Genomic DNA, 18938 nt, shown 5'->3' with positions numbered 1-18938 from the left:
TTATGATCCTTGTGCAATCGCTTCTTTAGCTGCATTCGCTTGCTCATGTGCATGATACGAGCTGCGCACCAGCGGTCCTGCCTCTACGTGACTGAAGCCCCGCTTCATGCCTTCTTCCTTCAACATAGCGAATTCATCAGGATGATAATATTTTTCCACTGCAATATGCTTCTTGGTCGGCTGCAAATACTGTCCGATCGTCATGATGTTCACGTCTACCGCACGCAAATCGTCCATCGTCTCCAGTATTTCTTCGATCGTTTCGCCGACACCTATCATCAAGCTCGATTTGGTCGGGATCGTCGGCTGCATCAATTTGGATTGGCGCAGCAGCTCTAGTGTCCGATCGTATTTCGCACGTGCACGTACGCGGTCCGATAGGCGGCGCACCGCTTCAATGTTGTGGTTCAACACGTCCGGCTTGGCATCCATAACCGTTTTCAACGAGTCCCAGTTGCCCATGAAATCCGGGATGAGCACCTCGACGGTCGCAAGCGGCAGGCGACGGCGAATCGCTTTGATCGTTTCGGCAAAAATTTGCGAGCCGCCATCAGCCAAATCGTCGCGGGCTACGGATGTCACCACGACATGCTTCAAGCCCATTTGCTCGGAAGCTTCTGCGACGCGTTCCGGCTCAGCCAAATCTAATTCAGTCGGCAGGCCTGTCTTCACCGCGCAAAAACGACAGGCTCGTGTACAAATATCTCCTAAAATCATGAAAGTTGCAGTCCGATTGGCCCAGCATTCATGGATATTGGGGCACTTGGCCTCTTCACAGACAGTGTGCAGTGTTTTGCCGCGCATCATCTGCTTTAATTCCTTAAAGTTTGCCAGCTCCTCGCCCGAGACAAGGTTTATCTTGAGCCAGTCCGGTTTCCTTTGAATCATTTGGCCCCACTCCTATTACTCTGATTTCCTCCTATTATAGTGTAGTCCTTTTCCAAGGAGCAATAGCAACGAGGTGCAAAAGGTTAATCGAGTGGAACCGTTTCCAGCTCAGGAAACATCCGGTTGGCTTCTGCTGTCGGTAATTCTTCCACATTTCGCAAGTTTCGTTCAATCGCGCGCGTACGCACCTTCGCGCTATCGATTGCATTCGTTGCCTCTTGGAGCTTCTTCTGCGTTTTCTCCAGCACGTCGCCAAACTTGCCGAATTCCGTCTTGGCTGCTCCCAGCAGTTTCCACACCTCGCTCGACCGCTTTTGGATCGCTAGCGTGCGAAAGCCCATCTGCAGACTGTTCAGCAATGCGGAGAGCGTGGAAGGACCGGTTACAATGACGCGGTGCTCACGCTGAAGCGCATCCCATAAGCCCGGGCGGCGCAGGACTTCCGCATAAAGACCTTCGATCGGCAAAAACAAGAGGGCGAACTCCGTAGTGTGCGGAGGCTCGATGTACTTGTCGCGGATCGTCCGGGCCTCGAGCTTAACCCGCGTCTCCAACGCTTTGGCAGCTTCCGCCGCAAGCTGAACATCCCCTGATTCCTGGGCATCGAGCAGCCGTTGGTAGTCCTCCAGCGGAAACTTGGAATCGATCGGCAGCCACACATGACTGTCAGGGCTATCGCCCGCAGGAAGCTTGATGGCGAATTCAACTCGTTCGCTGCGGCCGCTTTTCACCGCGACGTTTTTTTCATACTGCTCGACGGTCATGATTTGTTCCAGGAGCGATTCCAGCGCGATTTCACCTAGCGTCCCCCTTGTTTTTACATTGGAGAGAACCCTCTTCAAGTCGCCCACGCCTGCCGCGATCGACTGCATTTCCCCCAATCCGCGGTGCACCTGTTCCAACCGCTCGCTGATCATCTTGAACGAATCGCCCAAGCGCTGCTCCAGCGTCGCGTGCAGCTTCTCATCGACCGTTTGTCTCATTTGCTCCAAGCGGCGGCCGTTATCTTCCTGCAGCTGTACAAGCTTTTCTTCCAACGTCTGCCGGACTTGCTCCAGCTTCCGTTCGTTCATCAGTGTAAGCTCATGCAGCTGCGACGACATCGTCTTGTGGAACGTGCCCAGTGAATGCGTCAGCTCCTCGCGCATTTGCTTAGCCGCAGCATTTCCTTCCTGCCGGTTGTGGATCGCTTCCTCCTTCAGGCTGCGCTCTACCTTTTCCTGCGCTTTTTCCAATGCGTACAAATGCTGCTTCAGCTGTTCCTGTGGCTTTTGGTTCCCTTTTCGCAATAACAGCATGACCAGTAAAACCAAAATGATTGCGTTTACTACAAGCGAAATGGACAACAACAGATTTTGCATGGCAAATCCCTCCTTTACTACATGACAAGCCATTTGGCCAATGTTACACTTATGGGCAATCTCAACTCCGATTATTTGGTGGAAAGGAAGACATTCACCCATGAAAACAGCTTATTTAGACTGTTTTTCCGGCTTAAGCGGCGATATGACACTTGCCGCGCTTGTCGATGCGGGAGCAAACCGAGAAACGATCGAATCCGAGCTGCGAAAGCTGTCGCTGGGCGATTTTTGGATGGAATGGCAATCCGTCATGAAGACAGGCGTCCACGCACTCAAGCTCAATGTGATCGACCTGCATCTCCAGCAGCAAGCCGAACAAGCAAAAGTCAACCCTTTTCGCGTGCTGCACAGCCATCCCCATGAGCATCGCCGCTATATGGAAATCGTCGCGCTGATCGAAGCAGCTGGACTATCACGGCGCGTGACACAAAGAGCGCTCGCCGTCTTTGAACAAATCGGCAAAGCGGAAGCCAAAATTCACAACATTCCGGTCGACACCGTTCACTTTCATGAAGTCGGCGCATTAGACTCCATCGTGGACATCGTCGGCGTCGCTATCGCACTTGAAGACCTCGGCATCGAACAGCTATATTGTGGGCCTGTCCCAACCGGGAACGGCTATGTACGCTGCGATCACGGCCTTTATCCTGTTCCCGCGCCAGCTACAATGGAGATTCTCAAGGGCATTCCGCTACGTGCTAGCACGATTGAAAAAGAGCTGACGACACCGACCGGAGCGGGGATCGCTGCCGCATTGGTCACGCAGTTCGGCCCGTTGCCCAGCATGACGGTCGAGTCCATCGGTTATGGCGCTGGCACGCGCAATCTTCCCGACCAGCCAAACGTACTACGTGTCATGATCGGGACGCTTTAATCATCCCCGAGTGTTTCCACGAGCCGAATTGCTTCACGATACACTTTTCCGAGTGGTACGCTCGCCTCACGCGCCCGCTTTGCGCACGCCTCATACTCCGGTGAAATTTGCACCCGCTTGCCGTGATGGTATCCGAGTTTGACCTCTACCTCACCAAAGCGGGTTTTCACTGTTACCATCCGCCTTCCCAAACGGTGAACCGCTACCGGAAAATAACGGATTCCAAACGTCGTCGTCTCCTCGAACAAAATCGTCTTCAGCGCATCAAGTTGGCTTTGGTAACAAAGGATTTGTAGCATGCTGCCCTGCCTGCCTTTTTTCATGGTCAACGGAAACATGGACACATCGTTGGCGCCTGATGCAAACAGTCGTTCCATGCAATAAGCCAACCATTCGGGTGTGCAATCATCCAGATTGGCTTGCAGCAGCAGCATCCCTTCATCAATATGCTCCTCGCCATGCTGCCTCACCTCGCGTTTGTGGCCAAGCATCTGCTCGACGCAGTCAACCAAAAGGATTGCTGCTCCTTCATTCACCGCTGCATGCTCTATCTTCATGGTCTGGAGCGTAATGCTTGATGCGCCGACCGTTTTCAGGTAAAGAAGCGCAAGCGGTGAAAGCCATTCTTCGGTAGACATATCCTCATGAATTGCAAACCCTGTCATAAGTGCATACTGAGAAACGGGAACCTTCCTTGGCACGATCAGCGGAGCAACCATCCACTCCATCGTAACAAATGGCCCATGAGCAAGCTCCCGCAAGGCGTTTATCTCTTCTTGCCACAAATCATCGGGCACCTGCTCAGCATATGGAGCCGCCACTTGCACGATCTGTTCAATCCATGCTTCTCGCTGCTCATCCGTCCAAGCCGGAACCGGTGTCGTCAATGGCACGATGCCTGCCGCCAACTCTCGGCATAATCTTGCCAGCGAGACGAGCCTTAGCGGTCGATCGCTTTTTAGATAAAGCTTCACGCGCCTTCTCCCCTTCCTTTTTGGCATCATAGCACACGTTGTTTGATCACTGTCAAACAGGAATGGAAAATGCTGCGAGCATATTTATCGCCGACCTGTTGAAACTAGATGGGGAGACTATTGGCTGGAGGGAAATAGATGAGGATCTTCTGCCGTCTTATTGTAAGCACATGCATTCTATTCGTTTCGCTTATGGCCTTTTCAGCCCCGTCATTCGCAGAAAAAAAAGACCAGGCTGCCTTGGACAAGGCACGAATGGATCTATATGTGCAAATGGAGCAATTGTATGCGATTCCTTGGTATTATGTCGCGGCGATCGATCAATATGAACGCACCATGATCCGCAAGAAAAAAGGGGCAAAAAAAGCAGCGCCCCAGCCTAGTACCGATCGCGTCACATCGATTACGATACCGCCAGAGAAGTGGTCCGGTTTTTTCAATCCGGAAGATGACGATTATGATGAAGCCTCGATCACCTTTTTTGAAGGCATCGGTAAAGACGGCTCAGGCGATCAAAGAGCGGATCAGTCCAATGATCTCGATGTGCTGACAACGCTTACCAAATATTTGGCTGCCTACGGATTCTCTCGTGAAGACTTCCGCATTGGCTTGTGGAATTATTACAAGAAAGATCTCGCGGTGAGAACGATTGATCAGTTTGCCCGTATCTACGAAAAATTTGGCAGGCTTGACCTGCACCAGCATGCATTCCCGATCCCTGCGCGCTACGATTGCAGCTATAACAATACATGGGGCGATGCACGCGGTTGGGGCGGACGCCGCATCCATGAAGGCACCGACATTTTCGCGGATTATGGGACCCCTGTGTTAAGCACGGGCTACGGCGTTGTCGAGGTGGTCGGCTGGAACCGCTATGGCGGCTGGCGCATTGGCATGCGTGACATGGATAACGTGTACCATTATTTGGCACACCTGTCTTCTTTCCGAAAAGGCCTGAAGCCAGGAGAAATCGTCGAACCCGGACAAGTCCTCGGCTATGTCGGCAGCTCCGGATACGGAAAGCCCGGTACATCGGGCAAGTTTCCCCCACATCTGCATTATGGGATGTATCGGGACATGGGAAATGAAGAATGGGCGTTTGACCCTTATCCGTATTTGAAAAGGTGGGAGCGGCAGAAGGTTAGAAGTGTAAAAAAGACACAGTAAAAAAAGAGCGATCGAAAGCTCTTGATCGCTCTAAGGCAGTGACTGAAAATGGACGAAAAAGGTCGTCCCCTGCTCGCTTGTCTTGATATGGATGGATGCGTGATGCCGTGCCGCAACACTGTAGCACACGGCCATTCCCAGTCCAGTGCCTTGGGATTTTGTAGTGAAGAACGGCGTGCCAATCTTGTCCAGAATCTCGTCGGTGATTCCTGTTCCTTCATCCGAAATCTCCAGAATAACCTCGTCATCCTTCGGATAAGTCCGGATGGTCAAATTGCCGCCCTGCTCCATCGCTTCCAAGCCGTTCAGCGCCAGATTCAACACGAGCTGGCGTATTTCTTTTTCATCGAGCAAAATATTCGGGCAATGATGCAGCTCCAGAAGAACATGCTTGTCAGATAGCAATGCTTCTGCCTGAATGAGCGGATACAACGCATCGATGATGACATTCAAATTTTGTGAGTACCGGTTGGTCGTCCGATTTTTGGCAAGTGTAAGAAATTCGGTGATAATTTCATTTGCCCGATCGAGCTCTGACACCATCAAATCTACATATTGGTGCATCGGAGCGTCCGGCATGCTTTTGGACATTTGCAAAAATCCTCGCACGGTCGTCATCGGATTGCGGATTTCGTGGGCGATCCCCGCCGCCATTTCGCCGATGAGGTGGAGGCGATCGAGCCGGGCCATTTCTTTTTCAAGATGAATTTGCTCGGTAATGTCGGTGACCACGCTCATAATGCAGCGTTCCCCGTCGTTGTCGAACATCTCGCAGGAAAGAAGTCCCTCACGCAAATCGCCTGATTTGGTGTAATAGCATATTTTGGCGTTTCGGGCCGATTCATCCAGTTCCGGCATCCGTGCGATTTGTTCGCCTTCCTCCGCTTTGAAATACATCTGCAGCAAGTCGACTGTATTGTCGATCACATCCTGACTATCATATCCCGTCGTTTTCAGCCAGCTTTCATTCACTGTCAAATACCGGTGGTCATGAAGCGAGCGAATCGCAATCATGCTGGGGCTGGACGCGAACATTTTGCGAAACCTTTCCTGCGACCGCCGCAAATCCACCGTACGCTCCTCGACGAGCCGTTCCAGCCGATTGTATTGCTCCTTCCGCTCTTCTTCCAGCCGCTTCCTCTCTGTAATGTCCCGGATCGAGCATACGAACAGCTGCATGTCTGCCAGATTCGCCTGTCCGACCTGGATGTCGCCGGGAAACGTAGACCCATCCTTGCGTTTAAAGCGCGCCTCAAAGATTTTCCCGATTCCTTTGTCATGCTGATTCAGTCCGAAAAAATCACCAATCCCCATCCTACAGCGTGTAAACGTATCCGCTTCGTCGAGAAAATGCCGAACATGACGGCCGATTACCTCCGCTGGCGAGAAGCCGAACATGCTCTCCACTGCCGGATTGGCTGTCACGATGAAACCGTTCTGGCTCATGGTGATGATCGTATCAACGGAGGTTTCCCCGATAATACGGGCCAGTGCCTCGGTTTTTTTCAACTCTGCTGTGAGGCGCTCTAGTTTTTGGTTCGCCTGTTCCAGCTGAATGGTTCGCTGGTTGAGCTTCACGAACCCTTCAATTTTTCGCTTCAATGCTTCGGGATGAAACGGCTTGAATATGTAGTCGATCGCCCCCACTGTGTACCCATGCAGGACATGCTCCGTCGCCTGGCTGATCGCGGTGATGAAAAGGATCGGAATATGCTTAGACTTTTGCCGCGCTTTGATCAGCTTCGCCGTTTCAAAACCATTGATGCCAGGCATCTGCACATCCAGAAGAATCAGCGAAAACTCCTCTTTGAGGACCCAGCGCAAGGCCTCTTCCCCGGAGTTCACGCTGACCAGCCGGTAATCCGACGAGCGCAAAATCGCTTCAAGCGCCAACAGATTTTCCGGTCGGTCATCCACCAGAAGAATGTTGGTTTTCGGCGTCTCTTGTTCGGCGCGAAGAACACGCTGGATGTCCTCCTCCTCTGCGGGAAGACCGGCTTTGGCGAACGGCACTTGGCCCATTCGCCTCAAACGTGCGACAATTTTTTTGCGCGGTGACGGATTCTGCTCAGTGGGTAACATGGCACTCACGAATAAACCCCTCTTTTCGTCCTATCATCAAAGGTTGTTCTCAAGTAGGAAGCCATTCTGCAATCAAGGCCAACAGTTCATTCACCTTGACTGGTTTGCTGATAAACGCGGAGGCTCCGGCTGTCAGACACATCGCTCTGTCGTCCTCACTCGCTTTCGCTGTAAGCGCGATGATCGGCAAATCGCGATATGCCGCTTCGGATCGAATTGCACGAATCGCCTGCACCCCATCCATTTCAGGCATCATGATATCCATCAGGACGAGATCGACGTCAGGTGACTGCCGCAGCCGTTCTATCCCTTCTCGCCCATTCTCCGCAAAGAGGACTTTCATCTGGCATCCTTCCAACGCGGTCGCAAGTGCGAACACATTGCGCACATCATCGTCGACGATCAGAACCTGCTTGTTTTCAAGCATCGGCAATCTGGTGCCGAGCGGCTCAGGCGCAATAGGCAAATAACTGCTGGCAACCTCAGCATGCGCTACCAATGGGGTAGAGGAAGCGAGCTTGTCCGTAACGAGCGGAAGCACGAGCGTAAACGTGCTGCCAACCCCTTCCTCACTCTCCACGTGGAGGTAGCCGCCCAATAGATGGGCGATTTCCCTGCTGATGCTGAGACCAAGACCGGTTCCGCCATATTTGCGGCTTGTCGTGCCATCCGCTTGACGAAACGCTTCAAAGATGAGCGCCTGCTTCTCTTTGGCGATTCCGATCCCTGTATCCCGGACCTCAATCGCAAGCATCGGCTTCTCAAGCTCTTCACCGATTTGGTAAAACGCCATGTGGACGCTACCTTTTTCTGTGAACTTGAAAGCGTTGGAGAGCAGGTTCCGCAAAATTTGCTGCAGCCGCTGTTCATCGGTATAGATCGTGTCAGCAAGCTTTTCATCGAGTGTGATCGCAAACCCGATGCCTTTTTGATTCGCCACCGGGACGAATTGCCGTTCCAAAAACGTCTGCACATCCGCCAGAAACACTTCGCTCGAAAACAGCTCCATTTTGCCCGACTCAACTTTCGACAAATCCAGCACCTCATTGATTAGACGGAGCAAGTCATTTCCTGAGGAATAAATCGTATTGGCATACTCAACTTGGGAAGGTGAGAGATTATTCTCTTTGTTTTCTGACAAAATGTGCGCCAAAATTAGCATACTGTTCAGCGGTGTACGCAGCTCATGCGACATGTTGGCCAAAAATTCCGATTTGTACTGCGAGCTGATCAGTACTTGCTGGGCTTTTTCCTCCAGCGCAAACTTCACTTTCTCCAGTTCCCTAGATTTCTGTTCGGAATGCTCAAATTGCAGGGCGAGCTGCTCGTTGGTGCTTTTCAGTTCCTCCTTTTGCCCCTGGAGCTCCTCGGACCGCGTCTGCAGCTGTTCGGTCAAACGCTGCGAATCGTTCAGTAGTTTTTCGATTTTCATGTACACATCGACGCTGTTGATGGTGATTCCTAGATTGCCCAGCACTTGATCCAGCAGCTTCAGGTGAAGCGAGTCGAAGCTTTGGAAGGTTGCCAGCTCCACAACAGCCATGACCTCCCCCTCAAACAGCACAGGAACAACCATGAGGAAGTTCGGCAAGCCTTTGCCCAGCCCTGACGTAATCTGGATATAATCGCTTGGGAGCTGGTTTATTTGGATCATGCGTTTCTCCAGGGCGGATTGCCCGACCAATCCTTCACCAAGACGGAATTCTTGCCGATCGGCCTTGAACTCCATCGCAGCGTATGTAGCCAGCCTGACGAAACGCTGCTCCTCCCCGCTTCCCTTCTTCAAGTAGAACACCCCGAAGCCGGCGCCGACCAGCGGTGTAATTTTGGTGATAAACAGGTGTGCCAATGCTTGCAAATCATGGACGCCTTGGTACATCGAGCTGAACTCGGCGATCTTGGTTTTCAGCCAGTTCTGTTCCTGCAGCACTTCCTTGTATTCCTTTTCCTGCTTAGCGTGATCCTCCATCGATGCGGCGATCTGGTTGAAGGCGCTCGCGATCTTGCCGATTTCATCGTTTGAGGTCACTTCAATCCGCGGAAACGACCCTTGCACGCCATAATTTCCTTTTGTGATCACGCTGGTGACCTTATTCATGCTGCTCGTGATGCTCCGCAATATCCAAATCGTAATGATCGTGCCGACCAATGCGGTCACGACGACAAGGGCTGTCAACAGTTCGATCGTCGAACTGAACGCCTTGATATTGCCATCGATCGTCTCATCCATGCTGTCTTCCAAACCGTCTTGGAAATCTTTAATCCCTTGCATCAGGATGGTGCGCTTCGGAATGACTTGCATGGTCTGAAGCTGCGTGGCCAAGAACGTATTGTCCGAATTGATCGCCTGAATGGCTTCCTCCGCGACCCGATTGTACGATTCAAACAAGATCGTATTCTTGTATAGAAGCTGTTTCAGTTCCTCAAGCACAATCCGCTTTTCCAGTGTCGCCAAGATGGTCGCCGCATTGATGCTTGCACTTTCAAAGTCTTCCACTTCGATATCGCGCTTGTTTTTCGGTGCTATATACAGATTATTCAGATGATTACTCATCGACTGGATTTCGTTGCCAAGCGCCGTCACCATCTTTACCTTCTCATAACGATCGATCACGACATGGCTCATCACATTTTTCATATCGATCAGGATGTTTTGGATAATGCCCAGACCGAGTACAAGCATAATTAGGATTGAACCAAATCCTAAGTAAAGTTTGGTTTTGATTTTCATCCGCATTTCCCTCTCCCGCCAAGGATCATCCTCACCTGAAAACGATACAGGTACATTCTACAAACATTGCGAAAAACCTTTTTCCGCGTCGAATTTGCAAGAATGGCGGATTAGAATTTTCGCGATTCTAATCCGCCATTAGGAGCAACCAAAAACCAGTCCGCTGCACATCGTTATTCACGCAGCAGCTTCACAAACGCGTCGGTGATCTTTTGCTCGTCCAGCTCTTCCTTATAAAAGACATGGTGCATGATACAGCCGTCCCAGAACGCATTCAACATTCTTGATTTCGACTCTATGTCAATTTCTTCAGACACCTGCCCGTTCTCCTTCAGCTTCTCTAGCAATTGTTTGATCTCAGCGATCCAATTCTCGTAGAGCTCGATGTATTTCGCCTGGATCAGCTCGCTCTGTTTGGACTGGATGAAAAAGTCCATATATACCAAAATCCATTCCGGTGACTGCGTCACAAACGCAACCGACGCCTTGACGACGGACGACACAGCTTCATGCAGCGTCATGGACTCTCCCCGCGCCTTGGAAACCGCCGCCATCATCGATCCCCGGCTTTCTGTGCGTTGATCCATCAAATGCAAAAAGAATTGCTCTTTGCTTTCAAAGTGGACGTAAAAAGCCCCCTTTGTGTACCCCGCACGACTGACCACGTCATCAATCGAAGAGGCAGAATAGCCTCTCTCGCAAAGTACCTCAATGCCTGCCTGAATCAGGTTGGCATAGGTCGCTTCCCTTTTTAGTTGAAATTTATTTTTCTTCAAAATGTTCACTCCGGTGTGATTTGTTTTTCAACTATTGTAGTCTAGATCACACTTTTACCTCAATAGCAATTCTTGTTTTTCAGGAAAAAAGTGAAAATATTGGATTAACCGGAGCTGAATGAACATGATTTTTCAGTTAGAAAACCTGGCTACGCCATGCTCTTTGGCGGAGCCGCGGTTGTGTAAAAAAGAGCACCCCTTTCGTTCAAGGAGTGCTCTTCATTCAGGCATCCGCATGTACCGAGCGGGCGCCGTACACGGCTGGAGCAGCATTGACATAGCGCTGCTTCGGTTCCTTTTCACCGAATACAATCACGTCGCTTAACTGGGCGTAGACCGTCTCCCCAAGCTTGAGGTCCAATTGGTGAAACCTCTCGATGCTGAGCTCTGCTTCCAGCAGCTCCTCTTTGTCGGGCCGGGCCAGCTCAAGACGCACGATCGGCCCGATTGCATGGATATGCGTAATGATAGACGGAATGCTTTTTTGATCAACAGCGTGCTTCGCCAGCTTTACCTCATGCGGACGAATATATCCGATCGGCGCGTCGGCAGCGAACGGTTCGGTCTGTACCTGATTCACCCTGCCCAAAAAGCGGTACACGAATTCGTTGGCAGGCTGATGGTAAATTTCCTGCGGCGTGCCGACCTGCTCGATCCGCCCCTTGTTCATGACCACGACCCGATCAGCCAGCTCCATCGCTTCCTCCTGATCGTGCGTGACAAACACGCTGGTGATCGACAAGCTTTTTTGCAGCTGCCGCAGCCAGCGGCGCAAATCCAGGCGCACCTTGGCGTCGAGCGCGCCAAACGGTTCATCCAACAGCAGCACGGACGGTTCGATCGCGAGCGCTCGCGCCAGTGCGATCCGCTGCCTCTGTCCCCCGGACAGCTGTGCCGGATATCTGTCGCCGAGTCCTTCCAGTTGGACCAGCTTGAGCAAATGCTCCACGCGCTCGCGGATCTCCGCCTTGTTCGGGCGGCTTTTGCGCGGTCGCACCTTCAGGCCGAACGCGATATTGTCAAAGATATTCATATGCTTGAACAGGGCGTAGTGCTGGAACACAAATCCGACATTGCGCTCCCCTGTGCTTTTTTCGGTCACATCTGTGTCATCGAACAAAATCTGCCCCTGCCCAACAGCCTCCAAGCCGGCGATGGAGCGCAGCAGGGAGGTTTTGCCCGAGCCGGACGGACCCAAGAGCGCGATCAGCTCCCCTTTTTGGATCTGCAAGCTGACATCCTGCAAGGCAGCGAATGCCCCGTAGTTCATGGAAACCTGCCTTATCTCGATACTCATGGATAAATCCTCCCTGATTGCTTGTTCTTCCATTCCACGATGTTTTTGATGACAAGTGTCACCAAAGCCAAGATGGTCAAGAGAGAGGCTGCCGCAAACGCAGCGGCAAAGTTGTATTCGTTGTACAAAATCTCTACCTGCAGCGGAAGCGTGTTAGTCTGCCCGCGAATATGCCCGGACACGACCGACACCGCTCCGAATTCACCCATCGCCCGCGCATTGCACAGGATGATGCCGTAGAGCAAACCCCACTTGATATTGGGCAGCGTCACCCGAAAAAAGGTTTGCCAGCCGCTGGCACCAAGCGACAGCGCCGCTTCCTCCTCCTCGCTACCTTGCGTCTGCATCACTGCGATGAGCTCGCGCGCAACGAACGGAAAGGTGACGAACGTGGTAGCCAAGACGATTCCGGGAACGGCGAAGATGATTTTCAAGTCATGTTCGGCAAGCCAAGGCCCGAAAACGCCCTGAGCCCCGAACAAAAGGACGAAGATCAAGCCGGAGATAACCGGCGAAACGGCATAGGGCAGATCAATCAGCGTAATCAGCAGGTTTTTTCCCCTGAACTCGAATTTGGTGATGGCCCACGCGGCTGCGACACCGAACACGACGTTAAGCGGAACCGTAAGCCCCGCCGTGAGCAGCGTCAGCTTGATCGCGCTGATCACATCTGCTTCGACAATCGACTGCACGTAAATCTCCCAGCCTTTTTTAAACGCCTCCCCGAAAACAAGGATCAGCGGCACGATCAGGAAAAAGGCGAGAAACAGCAGCGCGACCGCGATCAGCCCCCACTTGACAAGAGAGCCTCCCGCCTCGCTGCGCGGGATGGCGGCAGCTCTCGGTACAGCATTCGTTGCGATTTGTTCACTCATGCGTCAGCTCCCCCCTATCCCACCAAATGTCGTTTTCCGCTTTTCCATTGCAGCACATTGATGACAAGCAGCATGACAAACGAAATCACCAGCATAACCGCCGCAATCGCCGTCGCTCCGGCATAATCGAATTGCTCCAGCTTGGTCATGATGAGGAGCGGCGCGATCTCTGTTTTCATCGGCATGTTGCCGGAGATGAACACAACCGAGCCGTACTCCCCGATCGCCCTTGCAAAGGCGAGCGTGAATCCGGTCATAAGCGCAGGCAGCACATTGGGAAAAATGACGCGTCGAAATGTAACCCAGCGGCTGGCTCCAAGTGTGTGCGCTGCCTCTTCCATTTGCCGGTCTGCTTCCAGGAGGACCGGTTGAACGGTCCTCACCACAAACGGCAGCCCGATGAAAATCAGAGCGAACACGATGCCCAGCGGCGTGAAAGCGATTTTGATTCCTAGCGCCTCTGCATATTGGCCGATCCAGCCATTTTGCGAATAAATTGTCGTCAACGCGATCCCCGCCACCGCGGTCGGCAGTGCAAACGGCAGATCAATCAGGCCATCAACCAGCTTTTTCAACGGAAACTCATAGCGGGTCAGCACCCATGCCACAATAAACCCGAAGACGCAATTGACCAGAGCGGCAACGAACGCGGCAGAAAAACTCAGCCAATAGGCGGCGAGGACGCGTTCGCTGAAAATCGTGGCGACAAAGCCGGACCAGCCGATTGTCGCCGCTTTGCCAAACAGGAAAAAAAGCGGGATTAAAACTAAGAGACTTACGTAAATCAACGTATACCCCAGCGTCAGGCCAAAACCCGGCAGGACGCTGCGCCGCACTACCCTACCATTCATGTTGATTCATCTCCTGGCGTGCTATGGCTTATAAATTTGATCGAAAACGCCGTTATCGGCGAAATGGGTGGCTTGTGCTTTTTTCCAGCCCCCAAACAGCTCATCGATGGTAAACAATTCGATTTTCGGGAATTGGGACGCGTATTTGTCCGCTACCGATTTCAAGCGTGGGCGGTAAAAGTTTTTGGCTTCGATCTCTTGGCCTTCTTCGGAATAGAGGAAATCGAGATACGCTTTTGCCACTTCGCCTGTACCGTGTTTATCCACGTTTTTGTCTACGATGGCGACAGGTGGCTCTGCCAGGATACTGATCGATGGCACGACGATATCGAGCTTATCCTTGCCCAGCTCATTGACGGCAAGGAATGCTTCGTTTTCCCATGCGATCAGCACGTCGCCGATGCCCCGCTCCACGAATGTCGTCGTTGCCCCGCGCGCGCCGGAATCAAGCACCGGCACATTCTTAAACAGCTTCGTGACAAATTCTTTCGCTTTCGCTTCATCGCCGTTGTTTTTCTTCAAGGCGTATCCCCATGCCGCAAGATAGTTCCACCGCGCGCCCCCGGATGTTTTCGGGTTCGGCGTAATAACGGACACGCCTGGTTTGATCAGATCGTCCCAGTCTTTAATGCCTTTCGGGTTGCCTTTACGCACCAAAAAGACGATTGTGGATGTATAAGGTGCACTGTTTTCTTTCAATTTTGATTGCCAATCGGCAGACAGAAAGCCTTTATCCGCGATGGCATCGATATCGTAAGCGAGCGCAAGCGTCACTACGTCAGCTTCCAGGCCATCGATAACCGATCGCGATTGCTTGCCGGAGCCGCCGTGGGATTGTTTGATCGTCACAGTCTGCCCTGTTTTTGCCTTCCATTCGGCAGAAAATTTCTCATTGATATCCTGATACAGCTCCCGTGTCGGGTCGTAGGAAACGTTCAACAGCTCAACGGCTGGCTTTTCTGCCGGAGCCGACGCGCTCGCATTGCTTGCGCCTGTGCTGCCTTCTTTTGCAGGCTCCGTACTACTTCCAGCTCCGCACCCAACCATACTGATGACCAGACCACCTGTTACTGCAAAAGCACCGATTTTCTTTCCCCATGTAGTAAAACGATTCACAAATAAACCCTCCTTTTTTTCTCTGAAACAAAGGAACAACCAGAAAAAGAAAAAGCTCCCGCAACCTGCCCAAAAAGAGTTGGTCAAGTCAGTGGGAGCCTTCGGTGGTCCGATCGGCTGTGTTTTTCATTTTTCTAGGAAATTCTTGTCGTGTTGCCGGTTTTCGTTTGCGCTTTTTCCAATGGAAAGCGATGTTTTTCCGTCCGGTCAATCTGAATGACCTGCGAATCGTGCACGACGATCTGCACGGAACCGAACTCCAGCCCTTCCAATGCTCGCAATATTCGGACGACTAATTCTTGGTTTTGATCTTCAGGTTTCTTTGACAAGCTCCTTCACTCCCTCTATGCCCTTCAAGTTTCGCTTCACCAGATCGTCGAGAGTCGTCTGGTCCAGAACGAATGAAACCGTGTCTCGCACCAATGTCCAGAGCGGTTTCAGCATACATTCGGCTTCGAGGGGACACTGTTCGTAAGCAGTGACGCTGGCGCAGTTCATGGGAGCCAGCGGGCCTTCCAAACGCCTGATCACATCCCCGATGTTGATCTCGGAGGGCGATTGTCTCAGTGCATAGCCGCCTTTTACACCACGCCTGCTTTTTACATACCCTAAATTTTTCAGCTGCAGCATGATTTGTTCAAGATAGCTGAATGGCACCAGCGTTTTTTCCGCAATAGCAGAAATCGGCAGCACCGCACCGTTCTGTTGCGCCAATGAGAGAAGGGCCCGCAACGCATACTCTCCTCTGCTTGATACCTTCAAGTGGCTCCCTCCAATCCTGAGAACCTTGACATTGATAGTCAAGATTTAATCGGCAATGCACAATGCTTGTGGACGGATCTAGTAACAGATGATGGATTCTATTCCATAACTATAATGCCAATTATTCCGATTAGTCAACTGTGTTTTTAGATAATTCGCATTCATCTTTCCTTTTCCAGTCAAGCATTTTTTGCTGCCCACACCGAGGGTGGGCAATTTCCCTATACTGTATGCTGCATGTATTTCTCCTGACATTTGTCTAGTTCCCAATCAAGAAAATTGGGCACTGGCATTTCACCAAGTAAACTACTACAATAAGTCACAAACCTAAAACTGAATGTTGCGACTACGAAAATGAGAGAGATAGGTGAGAACTAGTATGACAATCTCAATGAAAAATGTGACATGGGTGCGCGAAGGAGGCACCGTGATCCTCAATGACGTGAACTGGGAGGTAAAACCCGGCGAGCATTGGGCGCTCGTCGGGCTGAACGGTTCGGGCAAAACGACGCTGCTTAACATGATTAACGGCTATCTGTGGCCGACGCGCGGTGAGATCAGCGTGCTTGGTCAGCGATTCGGCACGGTTGATTTGCGCGAGCTGCGGAAATCGATTGGCTGGGTCAGCTCCAGCCTGCAGCAAAAGCTGTATGGCAGCGATACGGGGCTGGAAATCGTGGTGAGCGGGCGCCTTGGCACGATCGGCGTGCATAACAAACCGACGGAAGATGATCTGGACGAGGCGCGGAAGCTGTTGGAATCGCTGAAATGCACCTATTTGGCAAACCGGCCTTACCAGCATTGCTCGGAGGGTGAGCGCCAGCGGCTGCTAATCGCCCGCGCCCTGATTTCCAAACCGAAGCTTCTGATTCTCGATGAACCATGCAATGGCCTTGATATTTTCGCGCGGGAGCAATTGCTCGCTACGGTCGAGGAAATAACCAAGCAGCCCGATGCGCCAACCCTACTTTTTGTAACGCATCATATTGAAGAAATTTTACCGACGATCAAGCATGCCCTGCTGTTGCGGAATGGCGAGGTGTTCGGCGCCGGCCGAACGACAGAGCTGCTCACATCGGAACAGCTCTCCCAGTTTTTCGGAACCAGCGTTACAGTGGAATGGCGCAACAACCGCCCTTGGCTACAGCTTGAGTTTGATCAGATTACGATTCACTAGTACGCTAGCGCAGCATAAGAGCGCAAACACGCCCCCTGCCGCAATCAGCGTGCCCGCTCCAAACCGTGCGGCTAGCGGTCCGATCAACAAGCTGGCAATGGGCAAAAACAAGACGCTGATAGTGGTCACCGCTGCGAATACCGCCGCTTGCTGATCCTTTGGCACCGTCGTTTGGATGATGACCATCTCCGGTACATTGATCGCCGTCATCGTCATACCGAACACAATGCTGCACAAAACGAGTGACCATATCCACGGGGACGCGCCCAATCCGATGACGGCGATGCTTTCAACGACAGCTGCACCGATGAATAATGCCCCCTGACGCTTGATGTTCACCTTGGCTAGCATGAAACCAACTAGCAAGGCCCCAAACGCCTGACTGCCCTGCAGTGTGGCGAACAACGCCGCCTCACCGTGCAGCTCGCTTTGGACATAGACCGCAAGCAGTGTGAAAAGCGGAGCTATCCCGATATTTTCAAATGCGAAAAACCACGCCATTGCATGAATTGCCCGATGCTGCCTAAGTGCGCGAAAGCCTTCTTGCAAATTTCCCAAATAACCGGACAGGCCCTTGCTCGCCTGCTCGGTTTTTTTGTTTGTTTGCGCGAGCGCATCTTCTGAACGTTCCGCCGGGATGTGAATAAACAGAAGCAAAAAGGCGGATAGGCAAAGCAATGCTGCGGTGATGACCAAGGTAGTTGCAGCAGAAAGCAGGCTCACCATCATTCCTGCCCCGGCCAATCCGAGCAGACGAACCATTTGATTGGCCGACTGGAGCAGCGCATTCCCCTTTTGCACCTGATCGGATGAGACGATTCGCGGCAGGAGGGAAACCGAGGCCGGGTTATAGATTGCTCCGCAGGCTGATTGCAGAAACGCCGACACGAAGAACAGCCATAGTGGTGGCTGGCCCATCAAATGGGCCAGTGGCACGACTAAAATCAGCAGTGCTCGGATCGAATCGGATGAGAACATCCAATGGGTCACTTTCCCTTTTGCCAGAAATGGGCTTGCCAGCACGCCAAAAAATAGGATCGGCAAAAGATTTGACATATACAGAAGCGTGGTGCTGGTGGCATCCCCTCCGCTTTCCAGCAGCAGCCAGATAAAAGCGATGGCGGCAAACTGGTCCGCTGTCACTTTCAAGATGGTGGAAGAGAACAAGAGGAGAAATTGCCGGTGCCATATGCTTCTGCTATTAAGGGGGATAGTAGCGTTCATGTCGAGCACTCCCAACTCAAATTAATTAGAAATATATCTAATTAGATTATTGTTTAATCCCCCTTTTTTGTCAAACACCAATACATGTTTGATGGCTATTGTTTTGTGACCCTAAGCGTCTTGCTATAAAAATAGGAAAAACGCCAGCCAAAAAGCTGACGTTTTCCTTTCATATCGCTAGCTGTTACACAACCAATCCATTGAGACTAGCAAATGTTGCTGTAACCGTGCCCAAGCCTGCTAACGCAGCGGGTACTGTTACCGTGAGAGAGTACGTGAACGAACCTGCACCTGGCGCATCCACAAAGGTAATGCCCACGTCGTCAAAAACAATTGCACCAGTCAAGAGACCAGCGATGATTGGCGCACTGTCCGTTACCGAGGCAATCGTTGTACCGCCTCGTGCCAGGTTCACGGTCACATTGAACGTGGCTCCCGTGAGAATTGTAGCAAGAATATTAAGTGAGAAATCAACCAAGCCATCAAGCTTGACTTGCTGCCCAGCAGCTACCGTAACTGCTGGCATCGAAACTACCGTTAAGTCCGTGCTAGGTGTAGGGACATTGACCCCAGCTGCTGCTGCAGTAGCCAATGTAGGTGCTGGACCTGTTGGACCTGTCGGACCGGTTGCTCCCGTTGGACCCGTCGGACCTGTCGCACCTGCCAGACCTGCTGCTCCCGTTGGACCCGTCGGACCCGTCGGACCATCAGCACCCGTTGGACCGGTTGGACCCGTTGCACCTGCCAGACCTGCTGCTCCTGTTGGACCCGTTGGACCTGTCG

General features: G+C 52.0%; 16 protein-coding genes and 1 pseudogene. 3 read left to right on the top strand and 14 right to left on the bottom strand.

The window, feature by feature from the left end:
* Window positions 1–888, bottom strand: a complete 888-nt coding sequence (gene lipA, locus EDM56_RS18560; RefSeq protein ID WP_122919415.1) for a lipoyl synthase — start codon at window positions 886–888, stop codon at window positions 1–3.
* Between the two features lie 83 nt (window positions 889–971).
* Window positions 972–2249, bottom strand: a complete 1278-nt coding sequence (locus tag EDM56_RS18555) for a DNA recombination protein RmuC (RefSeq protein WP_122919414.1) — start codon at window positions 2247–2249, stop codon at window positions 972–974.
* Between the two features lie 100 nt (window positions 2250–2349).
* Between EDM56_RS18555 and larC the strand changes: the two genes are divergently transcribed.
* Window positions 2350–3123, top strand: a complete 774-nt coding sequence (gene larC, locus EDM56_RS18550) for a nickel pincer cofactor biosynthesis protein LarC (protein ID WP_122919413.1) — start codon at window positions 2350–2352, stop codon at window positions 3121–3123.
* On the opposite strand, the gene larC2 is transcribed toward larC, so the two are convergent.
* Window positions 3120–4097 (bottom strand): nickel pincer cofactor biosynthesis protein LarC2, encoded by a 978-nt coding sequence (gene larC2, locus EDM56_RS18545; protein WP_246009441.1) that lies wholly within the window; start codon window positions 4095–4097, stop codon window positions 3120–3122. The two genes, larC and larC2, sit on opposite strands and share 4 nt — an antisense overlap.
* Before the next feature lie 138 nt (window positions 4098–4235).
* On the opposite strand from larC2, the gene EDM56_RS18540 reads away from it, so the two are divergent.
* Window positions 4236–5264 carry a M23 family metallopeptidase gene (locus EDM56_RS18540; RefSeq protein WP_122919412.1) on the top strand — a complete coding sequence of 343 codons (1029 nt, stop codon included), beginning with the start codon at window positions 4236–4238 and terminating at the stop codon, window positions 5262–5264.
* Window positions 5265–5294: 30 nt separating this feature from the next.
* Here EDM56_RS18540 and EDM56_RS18535 read toward each other — a convergent pair whose 3' ends face one another.
* From EDM56_RS18535 to EDM56_RS18495, 9 genes are all read right to left on the bottom strand, one after another.
* Window positions 5295–7346 (bottom strand): PAS domain S-box protein, encoded by a 2052-nt coding sequence (locus EDM56_RS18535; RefSeq protein ID WP_246009444.1) that lies wholly within the window; start codon window positions 7344–7346, stop codon window positions 5295–5297.
* A 49-nt stretch (window positions 7347–7395) separates the two neighbouring features.
* Entirely contained in the window at window positions 7396–10077 is a 2682-nt protein-coding gene (locus EDM56_RS18530) for an ATP-binding protein (protein ID WP_183192513.1), read from the bottom strand.
* 173 nt (window positions 10078–10250) lie between these two features.
* Entirely contained in the window at window positions 10251–10853 is a 603-nt protein-coding gene (locus tag EDM56_RS18525; RefSeq protein ID WP_183192512.1) for a TetR/AcrR family transcriptional regulator, read from the bottom strand.
* A 223-nt stretch (window positions 10854–11076) separates the two neighbouring features.
* The gene (locus tag EDM56_RS18520) at window positions 11077–12150 is read right to left on the bottom strand and encodes a sulfate/molybdate ABC transporter ATP-binding protein (RefSeq protein ID WP_122919409.1); all 1074 of its coding nucleotides are present in this window, start codon (window positions 12148–12150) and stop codon (window positions 11077–11079) included.
* Entirely contained in the window at window positions 12147–13025 is an 879-nt protein-coding gene (gene cysW, locus EDM56_RS18515) for a sulfate ABC transporter permease subunit CysW (protein WP_122919408.1), read from the bottom strand. The genes EDM56_RS18520 and cysW overlap by 4 nt, the downstream gene beginning before the upstream one ends.
* 14 nt (window positions 13026–13039) lie before the next feature.
* Window positions 13040–13876, bottom strand: coding sequence for a sulfate ABC transporter permease subunit CysT (cysT, locus tag EDM56_RS18510; protein ID WP_122919407.1), 837 nt, complete (start codon window positions 13874–13876; stop codon window positions 13040–13042).
* Between the two features lie 21 nt (window positions 13877–13897).
* Entirely contained in the window at window positions 13898–14923 is a 1026-nt protein-coding gene (locus EDM56_RS18505; RefSeq protein ID WP_122919478.1) for a sulfate ABC transporter substrate-binding protein, read from the bottom strand.
* 203 nt (window positions 14924–15126) lie between these two features.
* Entirely contained in the window at window positions 15127–15321 is a 195-nt protein-coding gene (locus EDM56_RS18500; protein WP_122919406.1) for a YezD family protein, read from the bottom strand.
* Window positions 15305–15754 carry an RrF2 family transcriptional regulator gene (locus tag EDM56_RS18495; RefSeq protein ID WP_122919405.1) on the bottom strand — a complete coding sequence of 150 codons (450 nt, stop codon included), beginning with the start codon at window positions 15752–15754 and terminating at the stop codon, window positions 15305–15307. The genes EDM56_RS18500 and EDM56_RS18495 overlap by 17 nt, the downstream gene beginning before the upstream one ends.
* 379 nt (window positions 15755–16133) lie before the next feature.
* On the opposite strand from EDM56_RS18495, the gene EDM56_RS18490 reads away from it, so the two are divergent.
* Window positions 16134–16931: an ABC transporter ATP-binding protein gene (locus EDM56_RS18490; RefSeq protein WP_122919404.1), complete on the top strand. Its 798-nt coding sequence runs from the start codon at window positions 16134–16136 to the stop codon at window positions 16929–16931.
* Here EDM56_RS18490 and EDM56_RS18485 read toward each other — a convergent pair.
* Window positions 16896–18155 carry an MFS transporter gene (locus EDM56_RS18485; protein ID WP_122919403.1) on the bottom strand — a complete coding sequence of 420 codons (1260 nt, stop codon included), beginning with the start codon at window positions 18153–18155 and terminating at the stop codon, window positions 16896–16898. The two genes, EDM56_RS18490 and EDM56_RS18485, sit on opposite strands and share 36 nt — an antisense overlap.
* A 184-nt stretch (window positions 18156–18339) precedes the next feature.
* Window positions 18340–18938 (bottom strand): annotated as a pseudogene (locus tag EDM56_RS31545) (hypothetical protein); the annotation flags it as partial.

This window comes from Brevibacillus fluminis, assembly GCF_003710825.1.
In the GTDB taxonomy this organism is placed as follows: domain Bacteria; phylum Bacillota; class Bacilli; order Brevibacillales; family Brevibacillaceae; genus Brevibacillus_D; species Brevibacillus_D fluminis.
Note: the sequence above shows the minus strand (reverse complement) of the source record. Positions and strands in the feature narration are given on the sequence as shown.